The organism is Streptomyces xanthochromogenes (genome assembly GCF_014650455.1).
In the GTDB taxonomy this organism is placed as follows: domain Bacteria; phylum Actinomycetota; class Actinomycetes; order Streptomycetales; family Streptomycetaceae; genus Streptomyces; species Streptomyces xanthochromogenes.
In genome coordinates, this window is the sequence record NZ_BMUZ01000004.1 from 44,030 (window position 1) to 64,643 (window position 20,614).

Here is a 20,614-nt window from a genome sequence, read left to right on the forward strand (position 1 = left end):
CGGGCCGTCAGACGGCGAGCATGTCGGCGTACAGCTCGCGCTCGATCTCGCGCAGGGCGGCGTAGTCCTCCTCGATCCGCTCCTGACTGGGCGAGACGAGGTAGAGGTTGCCGGGGCAGGTGGCGAGGTTGACGGTCCGTTCGAGGACCTCGACCGCGTCCAGCGTGGTGTCCATGCCGTAGAAGGTGGGGAGTGCCCGGATCCGTTCCAGGGCGGGCGGGTTGACGACCTTGCCCTCGACCGGGCTGAGCAGGTAGACGTGGCGGGCGTACAGCGCCGGAACGGGCCGGGGCGCGGTGATGGCGTGCTCGAAGGCCTGCGGGTCCAGATAGCTGGCGGGCAGCAGGGAGTTCTGGCTGCGGCCGCACAGGGTGAGGGCGGCGCCGGGGTCGCAGGCGCCTTCGATGCGGGCACCCGTCTCGATCAGGACCGGTCCGCCGGGGGTCAGCATGATCTCGCTGTGCGCGGTGCCGTTGTCGATGCCGAGTGCCGAAAGGACGTCCTGGAGGTAGTCGGCCAGCAGCCCGTACTCCCGCTCGTGCGGGTGGACGAGCTCCGAGAAGACGCAGACGGCCGTCGAGTCGACCATCCGCCGGCGCATCCGCCACACGTCCGTGACGTGGTGGTGACCGCGCGAGCTGACGGAGTTGACGGTGAACTCCACCGCTCCGTCACGGGAGATGTCGCTCTGTACCAGCAGCTCGTCGTTGGTCCTGCCGAACAGGCTCACCGTGCCGGTGAGTTCCCCGAACGCGGCCCGTACCTCGTCCTCGGAGGCGCAGAAGTGCACGCCTTCGGCGGAAGTGCCGGCCAGCGGCTTGACCACCACGCGGTCCGCGCCGCGGTCGCGGTACCACTTGAGGGCCGTCTCTACGTCGCCGGTGCGGCAGTGTGGGATCGACGGGATCCCCCGGGCCGCGAGGAGTTCGGCCATGTGGAACTTGTCGCGGCGGCCGTGGGCCATCGCGGGGTCCAGGGCAGGCACTCCGGGGAAGTACGGGGTCAGCCGGTCGGCCAGGTCCACGCCGGACTCGCCGCCGGGCACCAGACAGGCGACCTCGTGGCCGCGCAGGCCCGCCACCAGGGCGTCGAAGCCGTCCGCTTCATGAAGGGTGAACAGGAAGTCCTGCGGGCGGAACGACGCGCGCCAGAACTCCGAGTCGCTCTCCTCGCTCAGCACGGCCACGCACCGGTGACCTAGGCCGTTGAACAGCTGGGCCAGCTTGATGCCGGCGCGCACCGGGTCGACGATCACCACGACTGCGCGGGGAACAGCGGTCATTGCCCTTCACTTCCTTCACGGGGGTCTGGACAGGGGGTCCGGCGGGAAGGGCCTGGGACGGAGGCCCTTCCCATGCGGCCGTCGCGAGTTCGTCAGGCCTCGGAGCCCGGCGCGGCGGCGACGGCCAGCTCCTGCCAGAAGTCGGCGAGCAGGTCCAGGTAGCTGGTGAAGCCGAACTCCAGCGCCTCCAGGTCTTCCTCGGTCTTGCACAGGGCGGCCGAGCTGGAGACGGCGTGCAGCTTGTGCTCCTTCTCCGCGGCACCGATGTGCAGGTAGAAGAACTCGCAGTGCTCGTGGAACTCCTCCAGGGCGAAGTGCCCCATGTAGTTGCGCGAGCCCTCGTAGAGGTAGACGAGCTGCGCGTACGCGTGCCACTCCTGGGCGAGCAGCGCGCCGCAGCCGACCTTGACGTTCTCGTGACCGAAGAGCTTGGCGCCCTCGTCGACCACGCGCTGGGTGGCGGGCAGGACCGTCGGGTCGATGTCGTCGAACTCGACCTCGTGGCCCTGGATGCGGGAGAGCAGCACCGAGAAGAAGTTCTTCAGGAGCACGGTGTGGACCTTCTTCGGGTCACCGTTGCCCATCTCGTCGTTGAGGTTCTCGACCGTCTCGGAGCGCGCGACCAGGTCGTCCGGGGACATCCGAAGGAAGACCAGGGCGAGCCGGTTGACGGTCGGGGCGACCTGGGCGAAGAAGTTCCGGGCGACGATCTCGACCTTCGCCGCGGGGAGTTCGGTGCTCCGCCACAGGTCGTAGAAGGCGTTGTTCAGCGCCGGGTGGCGGTAGACGGACTCGGCGAGGTCGAGCACCCGCTTCTCGTGGGAGTCGGTGTGGAGCTCTGCGGTGACGGCAGACATGCGTCTTCCTTTCGTGGGTGGTGCGGTTGGGGGGTGGTGAGTGGCTGGGCGTCGTGGGACGTGGTCACCAGCGGCGTGTCTCGCCGAAGAAGCCGGGCACCTCGGTGAGGCGGCCCTCCTGCCGGGCCCGCTGGAACAGCCGGTGACCTACGGCGAGGTCGAGTACGCCGAGTCCGAACGGCGAGAAGACCAGGGGACGTTGGGGATCGAGCGCTACACGACCGCGCAGTACGTCGGCCAGCGTGCCGTCGATGAAGGAGCGGTCACCGAGCCGCTGTTCGGCGAGGTGTGGCGAGGTGTTGGCCTTCAGGCAGTGGTCCACGTCGTCGACGAAGTTCTGCGCGGTGAGCAGCAGTTCGGGCTCGATGTCGCGCAGCGACACGTTGAGCACGACCTGGCCGCCACGCAGCGTGTGCTCGGTGCCGATGTACGGGGACAGCGCGGTGGTCGCGAGGACCACCAGGTCGCAGCCGAGCGCCTCGGCCAGCGATCCGGTGCGGCTGCCGCTGCCGTGGCGGGCCGCGAGGTGTTCGGCGAGCGCGCCGGCCGAGGCGTCGTCGAGGTCGTGGCAGACCACGTCGGTGAGCCCGATCCCGGCAGCCGCCAGGTAGCGCGCGATCGTACGGGCGATGACCCCGGCCCCGACGATGCCGACCGTACGGGCGCTCCCGGCGCCGAGGGCGGTGGCGGCAAGGGCCGCGGACGCGGCGGTCCGCGCGGCGCTGATGCCGGCCGACTCCAGGAGGGCGAAGGGGTATCCGGTGCGGTAGTCGTTGAGGACCAGGACCGCGGAGGCACGCGGCAGCCCGGACTCGGTGTTCGCGGGGAAGCTGCTGATCCACTTGATGCCGGCCACGTCGTCCTCGCCGCCGAGGAACGCGGGCAGCGCGATGATGCGCGCGTCGGGCTTCTCGGGGAAGCGCAGGAAGTAGCTGTCCGGGTTGACGGTGCTGCCCGCGTCGTGGGCCAGGTAGGCGGCCTCGACCCAGTCGATCACCTCGCGCTCCCGGCCGTCGAGGAGTTCGACGATGTGCTTGCCGGCCAGTACGGAGAACTCGTGCATGTGAACAGTCGCAATCTCAGCGGTGGGGTGCGTCGGGCAGGTCCGTCAGGGCGTCGTCTCCGAGGGTCCGGGCCACCCACTCGTCGTCGTACAGGGTGTCGAGGTACCGCTCGCCGAGGTCCGGTGCGACGACCAGGACCCGGCTGCCCGTCGGGATGTGCTCGTCGAGCGCGGCGACGGCGGACAGCGCGGTGCCGGTGGAGGCGCCCGGCAGCAGCCCGTAGGTGCGGGCCACCTGCCGGCAGGTCCGGACCGTCTGCCGTTCGCAGATCCGGATCTTGGTGAACGAGCCGTCGTCCACGAACAGTTCGGGGCGGCGGCTCGCGCCCAGGCCCGGCAGGTGCCGGGTGGCTGGTTCGCTGCCGAAGGTGACCGAGCCGATCGCGTCGACGGCGACCAGTGTGGTCGCGAGTCCCCGTTCCCTGATCGCCCGCAGACAGCCCATGAAGGTTCCGCTGCTGCCGACCCCGACGAACAGCCAGTCGGGCTCGCCGAAGCCGTCGAGGATCTCCGTCATCGTGTGGCGGCTGTGGGCAAGGGAGTTGGCGGGGTTGCGGTACTGGTTGAGCCAGACGAGCCCGGGTGTGATCCGCAGCCGCTCCTCGATGAGGGCGATGCGGGTCCCCAGGTATCCGCCGTTGGCGTCCCTGTCCCGCACGACGACCACCTCGGCGCCCAGGGCCCGCATGTGGCGGATGCTCTGGGCCGGGGTGTTGGGGTCGGTGACGAGGGTGAGCCGGTGTCCCTCGGCCGCGCAGATGATGGCGAGGGCGATGCCGAGGTTGCCCGACGTGGATTCGATCAGGGCGTTGCCCGGCCGGAGCAGTCCCTCGTCCCCGGCGGCCGTCAGCATCTCGCGGGCCGTCTTCAGCTTGATGGAGCCGGCCGCGTTGAGCGCCTCCAGCTTCAGGGTGGTGGAGAAGCGGGGCCGAAAGCCCGGCAGGGTGAGGAAGGCATGGGCGGCGCCCACGTCGTGGACCCGGTCCCGGACGGCGCCGGCGGTCACGGGGTGCTCGGTCGTGGGGCTCATCGCGCGGCCCCCGCGCGCACCCCGGCCGCGGACCGGTCGGCGGCCCTGCCGGCCGCCCGGAGCACCGCCCCGCGGTCCGCGCCGCCGCAGCGCCGGACGGTGAAGGGGCCGGCCTGCATCGCTGCGGCCGCTTCGTCCGTCCCGTACGCCACGGGGGCGACGGACCGCTGGTACGGGTTCATGGCAGGGCTCGCTTCGGTGGTTCCGTCGAAGGACGGTGACGGACGGGGGACGGGGCGGCTAGGACGCGGTGGTCTGCTGGACGTGGGCCAGCGCCTGGTCCAGGTCCTTGATGACCGCGCCGACGTCGTTGCTGTAGCCGAGCGCGAGGCGGACCGTGCCGCGCGGGACGCCGATGGACTTCAGCTCGTCCTCGGAGTACTCGAAGTACGTGAAGAACGTGCTCTGTTCGACGAGCGTGTGCGGGGCGCCGAAGTTGGAGGCCATGAACGGCACCCGGAGCCGGTCGACGACCGCGGCGGTCTGCTCCTCGGTCATGTTCAGCTCGAAGGTGATCACACCGCCGAAGCCGTTCAGGTAGCGCTGGGCCAGCTTGCGGTGCGGGTGGCTGTCGAGGCCGTTGTAGTAGACGCGGTCGACGCTGGGCTGGGCCTCCAGGTAGCGGGCGACCTCCAGGCCCATGGCGTTCACCCGCTCCATGCGCAGCTGGAGCGTGTAGAGGCTGCGGCGCAGCAGGAACGCCGTGTTGCCGTCGGTGATGGGGCCGGTGGTGTCGCGGTACCAGCGCAGCTTCTCTATGAGTTCCTCGCGGCCGGAGGCCACACCGGCGACGATGTCGCCGTGCCCGCTGAGGTACTTGGTGGCGCTGAACAGGACCAGGTCCACACCCCACTTGAGGGCGTAGAAGTTCGGCGGCGGCGAGAACGAGCTGTCCAGCGTGATGATCACGTCAGGGCCGACGGCCGCGCGGACGCGCTCCACGTCGATCAGGTACATGTGCGGGGAGGACGGCATCTCCAGGTGCACGAGCTTGATCCGTCCGCGCAGGGCTTCGACGTTCGCGATGAACGTCTCGGGGTCCCGGATGGAGAACTCGTGCACCTTCACGCCGAACTTCGGCAGGATGTGGTGGAAGACGTTGCGGACCTGCCGGTAGGACTCGGAGGGCAGCACGACCTCGTCGCCCGCCTCCAGGAGCGCCAGGAACGCGGTGACGTGCGCGGCCATTCCGGAGGAGAACACGAGCGAGCTCTCGGCGCCGCTCAGCTCGCTGAGCTGGTTCTCCACCGCGATCCAGGTCGGGTTGGAGTAGCGGCCGTAGCGGCCGGCCGGCTCGGATCGGTCGTGCAGGCCCGCCTTCACGTGCTCGGCGTTGTTGAAGTAGTAGGAGGCGCTCTGGTAGGTCGGCGCCTCGATGCTGTTGGTGTAGGCGTCGTCGTTGCGGTGCTTGGTCATGCTGGCTCCTTGGTGGGTTTCGGGGGTCGGACGGCCGCCTGCCGGCGGGCGGCCGTCATCCGACGTCGAGGCCCATCAGGTCCGCGACGGTCTCGCGGCGCACGATCTCCCGGGCCCGGCCTTCGAGGACGGCGATGACCGGCGGACGCGGGATCTGGTTGTAGTTGTGCGCGAGGCTGCGGCAGTAGGCGCCGGTGCCCGGTACGGCGATCAGGTCGCCGGCCCGGACGTCGGCGGGCAGGTGGTCGTCGCGTACGACGACGTCACCGGCGTCGCAGTGCTTGCCGACGACGCGGACGAGCGTCGGGGCGGCGTCCGAGATGCGCCCGGCGAGCTGGACGGTGTAGGTGGCCGCGTACAGGGCGGTGCGGACGTTGTCGCTCATGCCGCCGTCGACCGCGACGAAGGTGCGGATGCCCTCGCGGTGCTTGACCGTGCCGACCCGGTAGAGGGTCGCGCCGGAGGGGCCGGCGATGGCGCGGCCGGGCTCGATGGCGAGGCGGGGCACGGAAACCCCGAGCTGCGCGCACTCCTTGGCGACGGCGGTGCGCAGGATGTCGGCCATCTCCGCGGCGGGCGTGGGCTGGTCCTCGGAGGTGTAGGCGATGCCGAAGCCGCCGCCGAGGTCGAGCTCGGGCAGGTCGATGCCGTCCTCGGCGAGCTTGGCGCGCAGTCCGACGAGCCGCTTGGCGGCCGCCTCGAATCCCTGGGTGGTGAGGATCTGGGAGCCGATGTGGCTGTGCAGGCCGCGCAGTTCGAGTAGGCCGTTGTCGACCACGCGCCGTACGGCTTCCTCGGCTTCGCCGCTGACCAGCGAGAAGCCGAACTTCTGGTCCTCGTGCGCGGTGGCGATGTGGGCGTGGGTGTCGGCCCGCACGCCCACGGTGACGCGCAGCAGCACGCCGGGCCTGCTGCCGGGGAAGCTCGGGAGCAGCGCTTCGAGGCGGTCGAGCTCCTCGCGGGAGTCGACGACGATGCGTCCGACGCCGTATTCGAGCGCCGCGGCCAGCTCGGCCTCGGACTTGTTGTTGCCGTGCATGAGGACGCGCTCGGGCGGGAAGTCGACCGCCTTGGCGTAGGCGAGCTCGCCCTCGGTGCAGACGTCCAGGCTCAGGCCCGTCTCCTTGGCGATGCGGGCGCTCGTTCGGGTCAGGAACGCCTTGCTCGCGTAGTAGATGTCGAAGTCGTGGAAGGCCTCGCGGTAGGTGGTGCAGCGCATCCGGAAGTCCGCCTCGTCGAAGACGTAGGCGGGGGTCCCGTAGCGCTCGGCGACCTCCGTGACCGGTACGCCGCCGATGTTCAGCACGCCGTCCTGGTCCTGCGTGGCCGTCGTGGACCAGATACCGGTGCGCAGCGCGCTGACGTCGGCGGGGAGCGGGGGCTGGGTTTCTACAACGGACACGGCATTCCCTTGGCGAAGAAATCGGTGTGGGTTCTTGTGCGGGCGCGCGGAATGTACGGATTTGACATGCGGCGGCCGATTCGGCGGCCTGCGTCGGGGCAGCGCGCAGCGCCCGGTCGAGATCCGGTGGAAGGAGGAGTGGTGTGGTGCCGGGCGCGGTTCTCAGATGTCGAGCAGAAGAACCGCGGCGAGGACGAACATGACGATTCCGCAGCAGACGTTGACCCTGCGGGTGAACGTCTTGCTCTGGGCGAAGCGCTCGCTGAGCGCACCGCTCGCCAGACCCACGGCAGCGTCGGCGGCGAAGCCGATGGTGACGAAGACGGCCCCGAGGGTGAGCATCTGGACCGGCACCGGCCAGCCCGAGGAACCCGCCGTGAACTGGGGCAGGAAGGCCACGTAGAAGACGATCACCTTGGGGTTCGTCAGGTTAACGATCATGGCCTTGTACGCGATCCTGGCGTACGAGCTCTTCGACCGGTCGGCGTTGACGGAGAGGTCGGACCTGTCCCGGAGGATGGATACCCCGAGGTAGGTCAGGTAGCAGATTCCCACGCCCTTGAAGACCATCATGAGCCACGGGTACTGCGAGATGAGGAGGGCCACCCCGAGGGAACTGAGTACGGCGTGCACGAGCATCCCGCCGGCCACTCCCGCGGCTGCGGCGAGGCCGCCGGTCCGCCCCTGCGACACCCCGAAGGACATCACGTACAGCATGTCGGGGCCGGGGGTGACGCAGACGACGGTGGCGGCGAGGAGGAACGAGGCGAACAGTGTGCTCTGAATGTCCATGAAGTTACCGGGCCACGCCTTGGATGGTTTGCGTTATCGCTTTCGCTTCGGCTTGAGACATCGCGCAACTCCCTTGGACGTTGTCCTCATCTTGGCATCGCCACCCCCCTCACCTGGCACGATCCATGCGTGCTTATATGCACTGGCAACATCAGGAGGGGTGAATAAATTGGACATACGGAACATTAAGGGATTAGACCTCCTCTCGCCGCTGTCCGAGGTGGAGCTCGCGGTGTATTCCCATGCCATAAGACATGCCGGAGTGCGCGAAGGGGAGGGCGCACTGGAGGGGTTTTCGCAGCACGAAGTGGAGACGGCCATTCAGCGCCTGGCCGAGCGCCGACTGCTCGTCGGGGTGGGCTCCGTCGACACCCACTTCGTCGCCGCCTCTCCGGAAGCCGCGTCGGATGAATTGGCCGAACCGGCCGAGCGCCGGGCGCGGCTCATGCGCGGCGCGGCCGACCGGCTGCGCGACGAGCTCACCCCGGTCTACGAAGCCGGCCTCGCCCAGCGGCTGAGGCGACCCGCCGTCGAGGAGCTGCACAGCGTCGACGCGGTACGCGACCAGCTGACGAAACTCGCAGCTCAAGCCACCTTCGAGGTCCTCACCTCGCAGCCCGGCGGGGCCCGCGCCGAGGATGTGCTCCAGGAGGCGATGCGACGCACCGAGGAGCTGCTCGAACGAGGAGTGCAAATGCGGACACTTTATCAACACACCGCGCAATTCAGTGCGACAACGTCTGCATATGTAGAAATCGTCACCAAGCTCGGCGCGGAAGTCCGAACCCTCGGGGACGGTTTCATGCGCATGATTGCCTTCGACCGTGAGGTCGTGGTGATCGAGCTGCGCGACAATCCCAAGGGCGCTCTGATCATCCGGGAGCCGAATATCGCCGGATTCCTGATCGATATCTTCAACCGCATGTGGGGGCAGGCAGAAGAATTTCCGCTCGACCACGGCAGGGATCAGGCAATCTTCGCTTCGGACAAGACGAAGGAGGACATTATCCGGCTGCTCGTCCTGGGTGAACAGGACAAGGTGATCGCCCGCCGCATGGGCATGACCGTACGCACCTGCCAACGCCACATCGCCAAAATCATGGAGCGCATCGGGGCCAAAAGCCGTATCCACGCCGGGTACCTGTTGCGTGAATACGACGGGAACCTGCCCTCGGCGGTGACCGCCCCGGACGCCGACAGCGGCCGGGACGACTGAAGCACCAGCGGGACGGACCGAATCAGCCCAGGGCGAGGAAGTAGGCCGCGAACGCGTCCGGCTCGAAACCCTCGCCCTCGTACAGGGCCTGGGCATCGGCATTGTCGTGCGCGGTCTCCAGATGGATCCCGACCGCGCCCGCGGCGCGGGCCCGCTCCACGCAGGAGCGCACCAGCGCCCGGCCCGCTCCGCAACGGCGCCCGGAGGCCTCGACGTACAGGTCGTTGAGGGTCCACACCCGCCCCATCGACAGGGAGGAGAACGTCGGGTAGATCTGGGCGAAGCCGATCGGCCCGGTGCCGGTCTCGGCCAGCAGGATCAGCGAATCACCGTTCTCCAGACGCTCCTTGAGGAACTGCTCCGGCCGGCTCCCGTCCTCGACGGCGACCCGGTAGAAGTCCAGGTACCCGCGGAACAGTGCGGTCACCGCCGAAAGATCCGCCGAGGTGGCGGCACGTACGGACACGGATTGGCTCATCGGGACTCCTCGGTCCTTGTTCTGTGCACAAGGTCTCCGTGCACTCGGGTTCTCCGCGTACGGACTCTGTGCACGCGGTTGATGCCGGAAGCCCACGGCTCTCGGCTCATGCCGAAATCCTGCCCTGTCGGCAGAGGTTGGCCAGCACCTTCTCCGCGGCGGACTCCGCCGCCGCGGGCGCGGTCTTGAATCCGCCCCCGGACCAGCAGGCCGCCACCACGGTCCACGGCTCCCCCGGCACGACACCGAGGAGCGGGCCGTCGTCGCGGTAGAGGTCGGTGCCGTGGCGCCCGCCCAGGCAACGGGCCTCCCGCAACCACGGCCAGACCGTGGACGCGCCGTCCCGTACGTACTGGACCTGTTCCAGGGTCAACTGCGTCCCACCGCCCGGCGGTACACCCCATTCGTCCACGGGCCGGCCCACGAGCAGCGTGCCCGCCCCCGGTTCCTCGGGCATCGGCCGGCCCCACACCCCCGTGACCAGGTCGACCAGGGCGGGCAGGGCGCGCCCGCCGCGGTCGAAGTAGCCGTACCGGATGCGCCGGGTCACCGGGTCCGCCGTGCCCGCGCCGGCCGGGAGGCGTTCGGCGAGCAGCGCGGGCGTGCCGCTGCCGGCCGCGACGACCACCGAGTGCGCCAGGACCGAGGAGCCGTCGAGGCGCACCAGGGCGCCGAGCGGGTGCGGTTCCAGGGCGTCCACGCGCGTGTCGTCGAGGATCTGCGCACCTGTGGCGAGGGCCTGCCTGCGGTACTCGGACGTCGTCAGCCGGGGGTCGGCGCAGCCGCCGCCCGGCTCCCAGACCGCGCCCGCCGCGTGCCCGGCCGCCAGCTGCGGCCAGCGTTCGGCGATGTCTTCGACCGTGAGCAACTCCGCCTCGATCCCGCCCGCTTGGAGCTCCACGACGCCCCGGACCGCCTCCGGCAGGTCGCCGGGGCCCAGCAGCACCAGGGATCCGGTGCGCCGGAAGCCGTAGCGCCGCGCGTGCCCGGAGGAGCGGCCCCACAGCAGCTGGTGGCTGCGGATGGCCAGGGCCCGCATCTCGGGGTCCGGGTCGTAGGCGCGCACGATGCCGCCCGACCAATGAGTGGCGGAGGGCACCGCGGGACCGGCGTCGATCAGCGCGGTCCTCGCTCCGGCGGCAGCGGTGGCGGCGGCCACGGCCGAGCCGACCACGCCCGCGCCGACGACCGCCACGTCGAAGGACGCCGCTTCGGCGGGAGCCGCGCCCGCACCCCGCGTGCCGGGGCGGGTGGGCCGGACGGGCAGGATCTCCCATCCGTGCCCGTCGCCGGCGCCCGGGGTGACGTCCAGTTCACCGTCCACGGTGAAGGCGGCATCCGCGTGCGCACGAATCCGGGCGAGGAGCCGCTCGCCACGCGCCGCCGGGTCACCGGACAGGGCCCCGGCCAGCGCGGTGAAAGCGGCCTCGACCCTGCGCTCGGGGCCTCCCGCGAGGCGGGTCACGTGTACGTCCCGGCCGGCGGCGCCGACCAGCTCGCCGAACTCCCCCACCGAGCAGTCGTCGGTGGCGAAGAGCCGGCCGTCGAAGCCGGCCCGGCGCAGCCCGCGCACCACCCCGGCCACGCCGACGTGCGTGCCGCACACCGCGACAGCGTCCCCCGCCCGCGGCTTCCAGGGCGAAGGCAGGGCCGACAACGCGAGCGGCGGCGCGGGCAGCGCGGTGAACAGCGCGGCCAGGTGCCGCCCGTAGTCGCTGTCGTCGTGGCCGACGAGCAGCCGGGCGAGGCCGTGACCGGCCGCGGCCGAGGCGATGGCGCGCAGTTGGCCGAGGTCGTCCGGGCACCAGCGCAGCGCGCCGCCCCCGGACCCCGCGAGGAGACCCGGGCGCGTGGCGAGCGGCAGCACCACGGGCAGCCCGGCCCGCCGGTACAGCGGCAGGGCGCCTTCGGCCCCGGCACTGTTGAAGTGGCCGATCACCGCCGCGTATCCGCCGTCGTCCGTGACATCCCCCGCCCGCAGCACGCCCGACTCGGCGTCCCCGCGGTCGTCGTGGAGCTCCCAGACCAGGCTCGGTTCCGTGAACTGCCGCGCCGAGCGGCGCAGCAGTTCGCCCCAGGCCGACCGGGGCCCGCTGAACGGGCCGACGACCGCGATCCGGACCTGCTCAGCCACCGAAGACCGGCCCCTCGTGGGCGGCGAGGCGTCCGGTGGTGCGGGGGACGGCCAGGGACTGCGCGGTCACCGGACGGTCGGCCGCCAGGCCGAGGACGGCGGCGAGACGGGCCGAGCCGTCCGGCAGCGCGGGCGCCGCCCAGGCCGCGAGTGCGGCTGCGACGGCGAGTTGGGCTGCCAGGGCGGCCCGGTGCGCCGGACGGCCTGCGGGCCGCTCGCGCTCGTGCGCGTGGACATGGGCGAAGTCCGTGACGCAGGCGACCATTTCGTCCAGGAGCGCGATGGCCCTGCGGGGATCGAAGCCGGCGGGACCGTAGGCCTCGCGCAGCTCGGCCACGATGCGCAGGAGGCGCCCGCGCAGCAGCTCCCAGCCCTCGCCCGAGGGCTCCTCCAGCGGGACGGCGCCCGCGCACTCGTCGCGCACGTCGGCGAACAGCCGGTCGAGCCAGCCGTTCCACTGCTCGTGCAGACGACGGCGGCTGCGTTCGAGGGCGGGCAGGTCGAAGCTCGTCTGGCGCCCCTGCGGGCGGTCGGCGCACACGTGGTAGCGCAGCACATCGCTGCCGGCCAGTTCCAGGGCCTCGTCGGCCCAGATCGCGTGCCGCCGGCTGGTGGAGAACTTCTTGCCCTCCAACTGGTAGAACTCGTTGACCTCGAAGCCGGCCGGCAGCCGTTCCGGGGACCCGTCCGCGAGGAACAGGGCCGGGAAGAGCACCGCGTGGAAGTAACCGTTGTCGAAGCCGAAGAACTGCACCGGCCGGCCGGCCTCCGGATCGCCGTCGGAAGCGGCGGCCTGGAGGAGGTAACCCGGCGCCATCTCGAACCAGACGTACACGCGCTGGTCCTCGAAGCCGGGTACCGGCACGGGGACTCCCCAGTCGGCCGGGTGGGACACCGCGATGTCCGGCAGCCCGTCGGCGAGCATCCGCTCGCACAGGCTCCGCAGGTGCGGGGGCATCTTGACGTCGTCCCAGAAGTCGGCGAGCCGCTGCGCGTACGGGGCCAGCGGGAAGAACAGCCGCTCGCAGGGCCGCAGTTGAGCCGGGGTCTCGCACACCACGCAGCGCGGGTCCACCAGGTCGCCGCAGTCGTTGGGACGGCCGCACGGCTCGCACGCGTTGCCGTTGGACGCGGCGCCGCAGTGGGGGCACCCGCCGACGACGTACGCCTCGTAGAGCCAGCGCTCGCAGGGCTCGCAGTACGGCAGGTCCGTCACCTTGGCCCGGATGTGGCCGTCGTCCCACAGGCGCCGCAGGAATGCCTGGACGCTCTGCTCGTATCCGGCGTCCCAACGGGGCCGCACGATGCGGTCGAAGGAGACCGAGGCCGCCCGCCAGGTCCGTACGACCGAGTCGCCGTAGCCGTCGGCCACGTCCTCGGCGGGCTTGCCGCCGTCCTTGAGGCCCCGGACCTGGACGTAGCTCTGGTGGTCGTCGAGGCCGGTCGTGTAGAGGACGTCGAGGGCTTCGGCCCGCAGGAACCGGCTGAGCACGTCCCCGGCCACGTACGGGCCGGCGATGTGGCCCACGTGCAGGTCGCCGTTGGGCGTCGGCGGGGTGGCCGTGATCCACACAGGGGCGCTCACGCGGCCGCCCCCGGCTTCGGCTCGTGCAGCGGCCAGTAGACGGACACCCAGGTCAGTGTCGCTCCGTCGGCGGAGGCCGGGTTGTGGACGATGTGTTCCTCGTTGCGCGGAAGCACCACGAGCTCGCCCGGGCCGACCGGGGTGGACTCCCCGCTCAGCTCCACGCTCCCCGAGCCGGACAGGACGATCATCACCTCGTCCTGGTCGTGGCAGTCGGGCGCCGAGCTCGACCCGGCCGGCAGGAAGCACGCCATGGCCCCGGCCGGGGGCTCCTCGGCCTCCGCCGACCAGGGGATGAGCCGCTGGCAGCGCATGCCGAACTCGGCCGCCGCGGTGGACTCGTCGATCCGGATTTTGGTGATCACTTGACCTCATCAGAAGGGAGCGGCACGGTCCGCCCGCGGCGCCGGGCCAGCACCCCGGTGGCGAGGAACGCCCCGAGGGCCAGCAGAGCGGCGACGGGCAGCGCGGAGCCGGTGAACGGCAGGAAGACCAACGCGATGGCACCGGTGGCCCAGGCGCTGCGGCGCATCGCGGGGGTGGGCCGGTCGCGCAGTGCGGCAATGGCCGCGGCGACGTACAGAAGGAGGAAGACGGCGCTGGTCAGTACGACGATGCGGTCCTCGTTGACATCGAGCGCGCCCATGGTGGCCAGGACCGCGGTGTAGCCGACGGCGAGCGCGAGCAGCATCCGGCCGGGCGCGCCGGTCCGTGGATCGGTGCGGGCGAGCCGGCCGGGCAGCAGGCCCTGACGGGCCGCCGCGAGCGACAGCCGGGAGGCGCCGAGCACCCAGGCGTTGGTGGCGACCATCACGATCAACAGGGCGAGGAGGTCGCCGAGGGTGCCCGAGATCCGCCCGAGATCCGGGCCGAGCAGCGCCGACATCACGACCGTCCCGTCACCGTGGTCGACCGCCAAGTAGGCGGCGGCCACGGCCAGGTAGATCAGGCCCACGACCGGTACCGCGAACCGGATCGCGCGCCGGAAGGAGTGCGCCGGGTCGCGAACCTCCTCCGCGACGGACGAGACGTTCTCCCAGCCGAGGAACGAGAAGAACGCGACGACGGACGACGTGCCCACCGCCGTCCATCCGTGCGGGGCGAACGGCCGGTAGTGGTCGGCTGACATCGACGGCACGGCGAGAAGCACCGCGCCGCCCAGGCATGCGAGGAGCACCACGAGGGCGGCGTTCTGGATTCGCGCGCCCATGGTGATGCCGAGCCGGTTGAAGGCGACCGAGACGAGCATGAACCCGATGGCCAGGTACATCACCCATTGGTCGTCGATGCCGGTCAGGTGGCAGAAGTACCGGGCGGAGATGACGCCCATGACCGGGTTGCCGAACGTGTAGACCAGCACGAGCAGGGTGTTGGCCGTGTCGGCGGCCCGGTGTCCGAGCCCGCTGCGGACCAGCGCGCTGATCCCGGACGCGTCGACGTGCCGGGCGGACATCTCCGCGAACAGGACGGCGATCGGGTACGAGGCGAAGGCGAGGACCGCCCAGGACAGCAGCGAGGCGGGACCGGCGATGGAGGCGGTGACGCTGGGCACGCCCAGGACACCGGCCCCGATCAGGCTCGTGATGTAGAAGACGATCAGCCCGCGGGTGCCGATCCCGGCGGGCGGGGGCCGATCCCCGCCCACCGGTCCGGTCACCGGCTCGATGCCCGACGGGTCCACCGGGCTGCGGCCGATGGCGCTCACCGGTTCGCGGCCGCGTCCCGGCCCGGGGCCGGTCGCCCGGCGAGCACGGAGTCCAGGATCTCCCCGGCCCGCACCGCCGCCAGGGACAGCAGTGAGCTGGTGATGCCGTGGGTGTGCTCCGTGCCGCCCTGCAGGAACAGGCCGCCGGGTACGGATCCGACACCGCGCATGCGGTAGTCCCGGTCCAGGAGCGGCCGGCCGTCCGCGTCCCACTCGTACGCGGACTCCAGGCCGGACAGCAGACCGCGCAGGTCGGTGGGCCGGTATCCGGTCGCGTAGACCACGGCGTCGGCCTCGAACCGCTCGGTGCTGCCGGACGGCAGGTGCTCGACGGTCACCGTGACCTGGTCGCCGAGGTCCTCGGCGCGCACCACCCGCGAGACGTTGAGGATGCGCAGTCTCTCCTCGCCGCGCACCTTCTCCTGATACGCCCGCCGGTAGAGCTCCTCGATCAGGTCCAGGTCCGCCACCGCGTAGTTGGTGTTGCGGTGATAGCCCATCAGGCGCCGCTTCAGGGCGTCGTCGGCCTCGTAGTAGACGTCGACGGCCTCCGGGTCGAAAATCCGGTTGGCGTACGGGCTGTCGTCGGACGGGCTGTAGCCGTACCGGCTGAACACCGCGCACAGTTCGGCCCCGGGGTGGCTGCGGTGCAGGTACTCGGCGATCTCGGCGGCGCTCTGCCCCGCGCCGACGACCACGAACCGGCGGGCCCGGCCCGTCTCGTGCCGGTCCAGTTCGTGCAGCAGGTTGCCGCTGTGCCAGATCCGCTTCGACTCGGTGACCCCGTCCGGCAGGTACGGGGTCAGGCCCACGGCCACGACCACGTTCCGCGCCAAGCGGGACGTGGTGCGGCCGGGGTCGGACACGTCCTGGGAGACGACCTCGAACAGAGGGGTGCCGTCCGCGTCCGCCGTCAGACCGACCCGCACGACCTCCTCCCCGTAGGACACCTGGTCGTCGAAGCCGGCGGCCGCCCATGACAGGTAGTCGTGGAACTCTTCCCGGGTCGGGAAGAACTCCTTGTGATTGATGAAGTCGACCAGTCGGCCCTTGTCCTGCAGATACGACAGGAAGCTGTGGCGGCTGACCGGATTGCGCATGGTCGCCAGGTCCTTGAGGAAGGAGACCTGCATGGTCGCGCCTTCGATCAGCATGCCTCGGTGCCAGCCGAAGGCGCGCTGTCGTTCAACGAACACGGGGGTGAGCCGCTCGTGCGGGGCCGCCGTCTCGTTGTGCTCGCGCACCGCGACCGCGAGCGCGAGGTTGGACGGGCCGAAGCCGATGCCCACGAGGTCGTGCACCGGTGTCGCGTCGACGGGCGCGGGCGATGGACTCATCGGCCGATGTCTTCCAACGACGTGCCGTTGACCGCGTCCGGCACCGGCTCGCCGGCGAACGCCAGGCGCACCGACTCCGCCACCGAGACGCCGGCCTTCTCCTGGGCCTCGGCGGTGGAGGCGCCCAGGTGCGGGGTGACGACGACGGAGTCGAAGTCGAAGAGGGGGGACGCGGTGGTCGGCTCGAACTCGAAAACGTCGATGCCGGCGCCGCCGACGCGGCCTTCCTTGAGGGCGAGCGCCAGGGCGGCCTCGTCGACGATGCCGCCGCGGGCGGCGTTGATGATCCGCACGGTCGGCTTGACCTTGCGCAGCGCCTCCTCGCCGATCAGGCCGACGGTCTCGGCGGTCCGGGGCAGGTGCACCGTGATGAAGTCCGAGGCCGCCAGCAGGCCGTCGAGCGGGAGCAGTTCCACGCCGAGCTCGGCGGCACGCTCCGGCTTCGCGTACGGGTCGTAGGCGACGAGGTTCACGTCGAAGCCGGACAGGCGCTGGGCCACGAGCGCGCCGATCCGGCCCAGGCCCACGATGCCGACGGTCTTGCCCGCGAGTTCGATGCCACCGTACTGGGATCGGGCCCAACGGCCGCCCTTGAGAGCGGAGTTGGCCGCAGCGATGTGGCGAGCCGAGGCAAGCAGCAGGCCGACGGCGAGTTCCGCGGCGCTCACGATGTTGGACGTGGGCGCGTTGACCACGAGGACACCGGCCGCCGTGGCGGCGGGCACGTCGACGTTGTCCAGGCCGACGCCCGCGCGCGCGACTATCTTCAACGACGGTGCGGCCGCGAGGACTTCGGCATCCACCTTGGTGGCGGAGCGCACCAGCAGCGCGTCGGCGTCGGCGACCGCGGCGAGGAGCCGGTTGCGGTCGGCTCCGTCACACGACCGGACCGTGAAGCCGGGGCCGAGTGCGCTGATCGTCGCCTCGCTCAGCTGCTCGGCGATGAGAACTACAGGAAGGTGCTTCTGCGACATCTGGAAATCCTTCTCCTCGCGCGGTCCTGCTCGGATGTGTCAGCCCCAGCCCAGGTCACGCTTGCTGGGGATCTCGGCGGTGGTGGTCGTGCCGCCCGCCGTGACGGACGACGCCGGCGTGGTGTGAGCGAGGCCGATCAGGGCAGAAGAGAGAGCGAGGGTGGACACAAAAGCTACGAGAGCCTTCTTCATTTCTTGTTCCATTCGATAAATCAGCGGCAACGCGTCTTCACGACTCCTCCATGCTCGTTGGGCCGGCGCCACATCAAAAGCATGAGCATGTGTCGTAATGCGAAAATGCATATTGCGATGCATGGATGAAACGAGACAATGCAGTCAGACGGAGAGATACGGCGTGTCGCACTCATTGCGGCCGCGCGGCGGCTCAACTGGCCGCAGACAATAGATTCTTCAGCCCGCGAACGACGATAGGGGAATTCCTCTGCGCCACCCCCGGGGCGCCGGGAGATCTGATGGATCACCGGCTCCGATGGGTCGTCCGCTCCGGGCAGGCCGAGGTGCGGGCCGGGCGCCGGAGGCGAGCACGGTAGGTGGCGGCGTCCGGGCATCGACACCGATCCGGGTACGTGTCCCGAGCCCGCCGACGGAGGCTGGTGACCGGGTGGGGCGTCTGCGGGGTCAGGAACAACGAGACCCACGTCAGCGCCGTCGCACGGAGGCCTCCGTCAGGCGGGGGCGGTCCCGGACTCCCGCTTCGCTTCACCCGGCGGCACTGGAGCCGGACCAGGGCGTTCGGGACCACAGGCCGGCCAAGCGGTCCGCCGGGCTCGTCCCCCGCGCGGGGCCACGAGACGTTCGACCGAGCCAACACGTCATGCGCTTCGGCCTGTTCCCACCTTGGCCATGGACTGCCCGCACCATCCCGCACGGAGAAACATCCGCCAGAAGGCACGAGGGTGGCGGGCAGCCAAATACTTCCGTCCATCCGGCGATCACAAGGAGCGCCCGACGTGATTCTTCAGGAGCCGTCCGAATACTGGACGCCAATCCGTTTCACATGAAAGTTCTCTGAACAATTCGCCTCGCGGCAGCGATCGCTTCGACATCGCCGCGCCCCAGCCTGTGTCGAGGGCCGCTGTCAATGCGTCAAGGCGGGTAGGCCCGGGCATCGATCCAAGAGATACCGGGCAGCGCGACGGGCGGGCAGGCGCGAGCCGGATGACAGCGGGGGGCGCCGGTGCGGCGCGGGAGCCAAACCACGGCGTCGCGGGACGGGATGTCTCGGGCGAACGCGCCGCCTCCGGCTAGGAGCCCGCGACGGGCTTCCTGACGCCCTTACCGCTGTCACAGACGAGTCCCCGGATCCCGGTGGAACCCTTGGGCTTGGCGACGGCCTGCCCGTCCCGGCAGTCGCCGTCGTCGGCCGCGTCCCGGCAGCCCTGGAGCCAGCGCTCAGGGGAGGCCGCGGCCTTGGGGCCGCCCTGTTCGCGACGCCACTGCTCGCAGCCACCGCTCTTGAGGAAGCCCTGCGTGCCTCCCGTGGGGTCCGCTTTCATACCGGCGAGGGCGACCACGTATCCGCCTTCATAGGCCACGTCCTCGTTGAACAGCGGCTTGTCGTTGAAGGCCGACACGGCCACGGCTCCGATGCCGAGGCAGACGGCGAGGCCAACTGCGAGGGCCAGCAGGAGATTCCGACGGGAGGGACCCTTATGGGCGGTGTAGTGCGGTGCCTGACCAAGAAGAACCATATGGATCACTCTGGCATACCGACACCGTCACCCCTCCGTCACCCCTCCCCCACGCAGGCCCCATGTGGCCATCAGATCAAGGGGCTTCGAGTCACCTCATGCTCCGCGGGGCGTCGAGGGACGGTCGGACCAGTATGTGAGCCGTCCGCGGAGGTCTACCAACGGGCAACCACTCCGGGGCCCGGAGGGACGGACCAATGACCCACGCGTACGGCGCCACCCAACGGGAACCACAGGGTCACCGCCGACGACAACCTGCGCCCGCCCGTCCCCCCGTCAGCCAAGGCCGAACCGCTCGGCCCAGGCAGTCACATCGGAGGCCGACGCATTGCCACCGCAGACGACCAGGCCGATCCTGGCCCCCTCGCCCACGCGTTCCAGCACCTGGCGTGCCGCGGGCACCAGACAGCCGGCGGCGGGCTCGGCCCAGACCTTCGCGTGGTCGGCGAGGTCGAGGGTGCCCTGCACGGCCTCGGCATCGGTCACGGTGAGGACCTCGGTGACCAACGCGGAAACGTGGCCGTAGGTGAGCTGCGAAGCGCTCGGGGCGCTCAACGTCGAGACGATCGAGGACAGTTGGACCGGCACCGGCCCACCGGCGGCCAGGGCCTCCGACATGGCTCGCGCGCCTTCGGTCTCCACGCCCCAGATCCGTACGCCCGGGCGACGCGCGCGCAGGGCGGTGGCGACCCCGGAGATCAAGGCCCCGCCGCCGATGCTGACGAGTACGTCAGTGAGCTCCCCGGCATCCTCGGCGAACTCCAGGCCGACCGTGCCCTGGGCCGCGATGACGACGGGGTCGTCAAAGGGATGGACCAGGGTGAGCCCCTCGGTCCGGAGTTCCTCCGCGAGGGCGAACGCGCCGTCCATGGCGTCGGCGACGATGACGTTGGCTCCGGCGGCCTCGGCGATCCGCACGGCGCGGCGCGGGGCGGACCGGGGCATGACGACGGTCGCCTTGATGTCCAGTGCTCCGGCCATGACCGCCACGGCGATGCCATGGTTGCCACCGCTCACCGCCACGACACCGGCGGCGCGTTCGGCCTCGCCGAGCGAGAGCAGCTTCGCCGTCGCGCCGCGTGCTTTGAAGGAGCCGGTGTGCTGCAGCAGTTCCAGTTTCGCGGTGACCTGCGCACCCAGGAACGCGGACAGCCCGGGGCTCGGCACCGTAGGGGTCCGAATGACATGCCCGGCGATCCGCTCGGCCGCGGCTTCCACGTCCGCGACATTGATCAGCACATTCGCCTCCGTCACAACACGCCCACGGCCGGTCGACCGCGGTACAAGTGACTCCAAGGTGTACGCCGCGCACGCACTTCTCCGCAAGCGAGGGCAAACCCCCAGATCAGCGTTGGTTCCCCCGGTTCCTCCGCAGCTCGTCCGCCGCCGCGCCGCTGGACATGACACCCACGTCCGCCCGGCACTGCCCTGCGGGAACGGTGAGAACGGCCCGGGGCACGGCCATGCCAACGCGCTTGTGGCTCACACCCTCGCGGAGGTGGACGGGAAGTAGCCCGGCAGGGGCACCCCGCGGACGGCCTGCTGCACCCGTCGACAGCAACACAACTGCGGGGCCGGAGGCGGGTGTTGAGGAACAGCACTTCCAGACCGAACCGGGCAGGTCCCTGCTC

Annotated in this window: 18 protein-coding genes and 1 pseudogene; 1 reads left to right on the plus strand and 18 read right to left on the minus strand. The window is 70.7% G+C overall.

Annotation, left to right across the window (positions count from 1 at the left end; all coding sequences use genetic code 11):
• Positions 1-7: 7 nt before the first annotated feature.
• From IE267_RS11110 to IE267_RS11145, 8 genes are all read right to left on the minus strand, one after another.
• Positions 8-1,282, minus strand: a complete 1,275-nt coding sequence (locus IE267_RS11110) for an ATP-grasp domain-containing protein (RefSeq protein ID WP_189763073.1) — start codon at positions 1,280-1,282, stop codon at positions 8-10.
• A 92-nt stretch (positions 1,283-1,374) separates the two neighbouring features.
• Positions 1,375-2,139, minus strand: coding sequence for an iron-containing redox enzyme family protein (locus tag IE267_RS11115; protein ID WP_167151513.1), 765 nt, complete (start codon positions 2,137-2,139; stop codon positions 1,375-1,377).
• Positions 2,140-2,203: 64 nt separating this feature from the next.
• The gene (sbnB, locus tag IE267_RS11120; RefSeq protein WP_189763074.1) at positions 2,204-3,202 is read right to left on the minus strand and encodes a 2,3-diaminopropionate biosynthesis protein SbnB; all 999 of its coding nucleotides are present in this window, start codon (positions 3,200-3,202) and stop codon (positions 2,204-2,206) included.
• Positions 3,203-3,218: 16 nt separating this feature from the next.
• The gene (gene sbnA / locus IE267_RS11125; RefSeq protein WP_167151517.1) at positions 3,219-4,232 is read right to left on the minus strand and encodes a 2,3-diaminopropionate biosynthesis protein SbnA; all 1,014 of its coding nucleotides are present in this window, start codon (positions 4,230-4,232) and stop codon (positions 3,219-3,221) included.
• Positions 4,229-4,414, minus strand: coding sequence for a hypothetical protein (locus IE267_RS11130; protein WP_167151520.1), 186 nt, complete (start codon positions 4,412-4,414; stop codon positions 4,229-4,231). The genes sbnA and IE267_RS11130 overlap by 4 nt, the downstream gene beginning before the upstream one ends.
• Positions 4,415-4,472: 58 nt before the next feature.
• Entirely contained in the window at positions 4,473-5,648 is a 1,176-nt protein-coding gene (locus IE267_RS11135) for an aminotransferase class I/II-fold pyridoxal phosphate-dependent enzyme (protein WP_161250356.1), read from the minus strand.
• Positions 5,649-5,703: 55 nt separating this feature from the next.
• Complete coding sequence (lysA, locus tag IE267_RS11140; RefSeq protein ID WP_167151522.1) at positions 5,704-7,050, minus strand: diaminopimelate decarboxylase; 1,347 nt, start codon at positions 7,048-7,050, stop codon at positions 5,704-5,706.
• A gap of 162 nt (positions 7,051-7,212) precedes the next feature.
• A complete protein-coding gene (locus IE267_RS11145) occupies positions 7,213-7,842 on the minus strand; it encodes a LysE family translocator (RefSeq protein WP_161255583.1) in 630 nt (209 codons plus the stop codon).
• A gap of 169 nt (positions 7,843-8,011) precedes the next feature.
• Here IE267_RS11145 and IE267_RS11150 point away from each other — a divergent pair, with 169 nt between their 5' ends.
• Complete coding sequence (locus IE267_RS11150; RefSeq protein ID WP_161255586.1) at positions 8,012-9,058, plus strand: LuxR C-terminal-related transcriptional regulator; 1,047 nt, start codon at positions 8,012-8,014, stop codon at positions 9,056-9,058.
• 22 nt (positions 9,059-9,080) lie between these two features.
• On the opposite strand, the gene IE267_RS11155 is transcribed toward IE267_RS11150, so the two are convergent.
• The 10 genes and pseudogenes from IE267_RS11155 to IE267_RS11200 form a co-directional block, all read right to left on the minus strand.
• Positions 9,081-9,536 carry a GNAT family N-acetyltransferase gene (locus IE267_RS11155; protein WP_189763075.1) on the minus strand — a complete coding sequence of 152 codons (456 nt, stop codon included), beginning with the start codon at positions 9,534-9,536 and terminating at the stop codon, positions 9,081-9,083.
• 106 nt (positions 9,537-9,642) lie between these two features.
• Positions 9,643-11,670, minus strand: a complete 2,028-nt coding sequence (locus IE267_RS11160) for an FAD-dependent oxidoreductase (RefSeq protein WP_189763076.1) — start codon at positions 11,668-11,670, stop codon at positions 9,643-9,645.
• Positions 11,663-13,255, minus strand: coding sequence for a class I tRNA ligase family protein (locus IE267_RS11165; RefSeq protein WP_189763077.1), 1,593 nt, complete (start codon positions 13,253-13,255; stop codon positions 11,663-11,665). The genes IE267_RS11160 and IE267_RS11165 overlap by 8 nt, the downstream gene beginning before the upstream one ends.
• Entirely contained in the window at positions 13,252-13,620 is a 369-nt protein-coding gene (locus IE267_RS11170; RefSeq protein ID WP_161257185.1) for a cupin domain-containing protein, read from the minus strand. The genes IE267_RS11165 and IE267_RS11170 overlap by 4 nt, the downstream gene beginning before the upstream one ends.
• Positions 13,617-14,960 (minus strand): APC family permease, encoded by a 1,344-nt coding sequence (locus tag IE267_RS11175; RefSeq protein ID WP_189763078.1) that lies wholly within the window; start codon positions 14,958-14,960, stop codon positions 13,617-13,619. Before IE267_RS11175 ends, IE267_RS11170 begins: the two co-directional genes overlap by 4 nt.
• On the minus strand, positions 14,957-16,297 hold the full coding sequence (locus tag IE267_RS11180; RefSeq protein ID WP_189763079.1) for a lysine N(6)-hydroxylase/L-ornithine N(5)-oxygenase family protein: 1,341 nt from the start codon (positions 16,295-16,297) through the stop codon (positions 14,957-14,959). The genes IE267_RS11175 and IE267_RS11180 overlap by 4 nt, the downstream gene beginning before the upstream one ends.
• A gap of 5 nt (positions 16,298-16,302) precedes the next feature.
• Positions 16,303-17,271, minus strand: a pseudogene (locus IE267_RS11185) (NAD(P)-dependent oxidoreductase); the annotation flags it as partial.
• Between the two features lie 39 nt (positions 17,272-17,310).
• On the minus strand, positions 17,311-17,586 hold the full coding sequence (locus IE267_RS11190; protein ID WP_167151536.1) for a hypothetical protein: 276 nt from the start codon (positions 17,584-17,586) through the stop codon (positions 17,311-17,313).
• 950 nt (positions 17,587-18,536) lie between these two features.
• Positions 18,537-18,983 (minus strand): hypothetical protein, encoded by a 447-nt coding sequence (locus IE267_RS11195; RefSeq protein WP_189763081.1) that lies wholly within the window; start codon positions 18,981-18,983, stop codon positions 18,537-18,539.
• 276 nt (positions 18,984-19,259) lie between these two features.
• Positions 19,260-20,219 (minus strand): threonine/serine dehydratase family protein, encoded by a 960-nt coding sequence (locus IE267_RS11200; RefSeq protein ID WP_167155877.1) that lies wholly within the window; start codon positions 20,217-20,219, stop codon positions 19,260-19,262.
• Between the last annotated feature and the right edge of the window lie 395 nt (positions 20,220-20,614).

Coding starts and splice junctions, on each gene's coding strand:
- IE267_RS11110 (WP_189763073.1), bottom strand. CDS start 1,282: ATGACCGCTGTTCCCCGCGCAGTCGTGGTGATCGTCGACCCGGTGCGC.
- IE267_RS11115 (WP_167151513.1), bottom strand. CDS start 2,139: ATGTCTGCCGTCACCGCAGAGCTCCACACCGACTCCCACGAGAAGCGG.
- sbnB (WP_189763074.1), bottom strand. CDS start 3,202: ATGCACGAGTTCTCCGTACTGGCCGGCAAGCACATCGTCGAACTCCTC.
- sbnA (WP_167151517.1), bottom strand. CDS start 4,232: ATGAGCCCCACGACCGAGCACCCCGTGACCGCCGGCGCCGTCCGGGAC.
- IE267_RS11130 (WP_167151520.1), bottom strand. CDS start 4,414: ATGAACCCGTACCAGCGGTCCGTCGCCCCCGTGGCGTACGGGACGGAC.
- IE267_RS11135 (WP_161250356.1), bottom strand. CDS start 5,648: ATGACCAAGCACCGCAACGACGACGCCTACACCAACAGCATCGAGGCG.
- IE267_RS11145 (WP_161255583.1), bottom strand. CDS start 7,842: ATGGACATTCAGAGCACACTGTTCGCCTCGTTCCTCCTCGCCGCCACC.
- IE267_RS11155 (WP_189763075.1), bottom strand. CDS start 9,536: ATGAGCCAATCCGTGTCCGTACGTGCCGCCACCTCGGCGGATCTTTCG.
- IE267_RS11180 (WP_189763079.1), bottom strand. CDS start 16,297: ATGAGTCCATCGCCCGCGCCCGTCGACGCGACACCGGTGCACGACCTC.
- IE267_RS11190 (WP_167151536.1), bottom strand. CDS start 17,586: ATGCATCGCAATATGCATTTTCGCATTACGACACATGCTCATGCTTTT.
- IE267_RS11195 (WP_189763081.1), bottom strand. CDS start 18,983: ATGGTTCTTCTTGGTCAGGCACCGCACTACACCGCCCATAAGGGTCCC.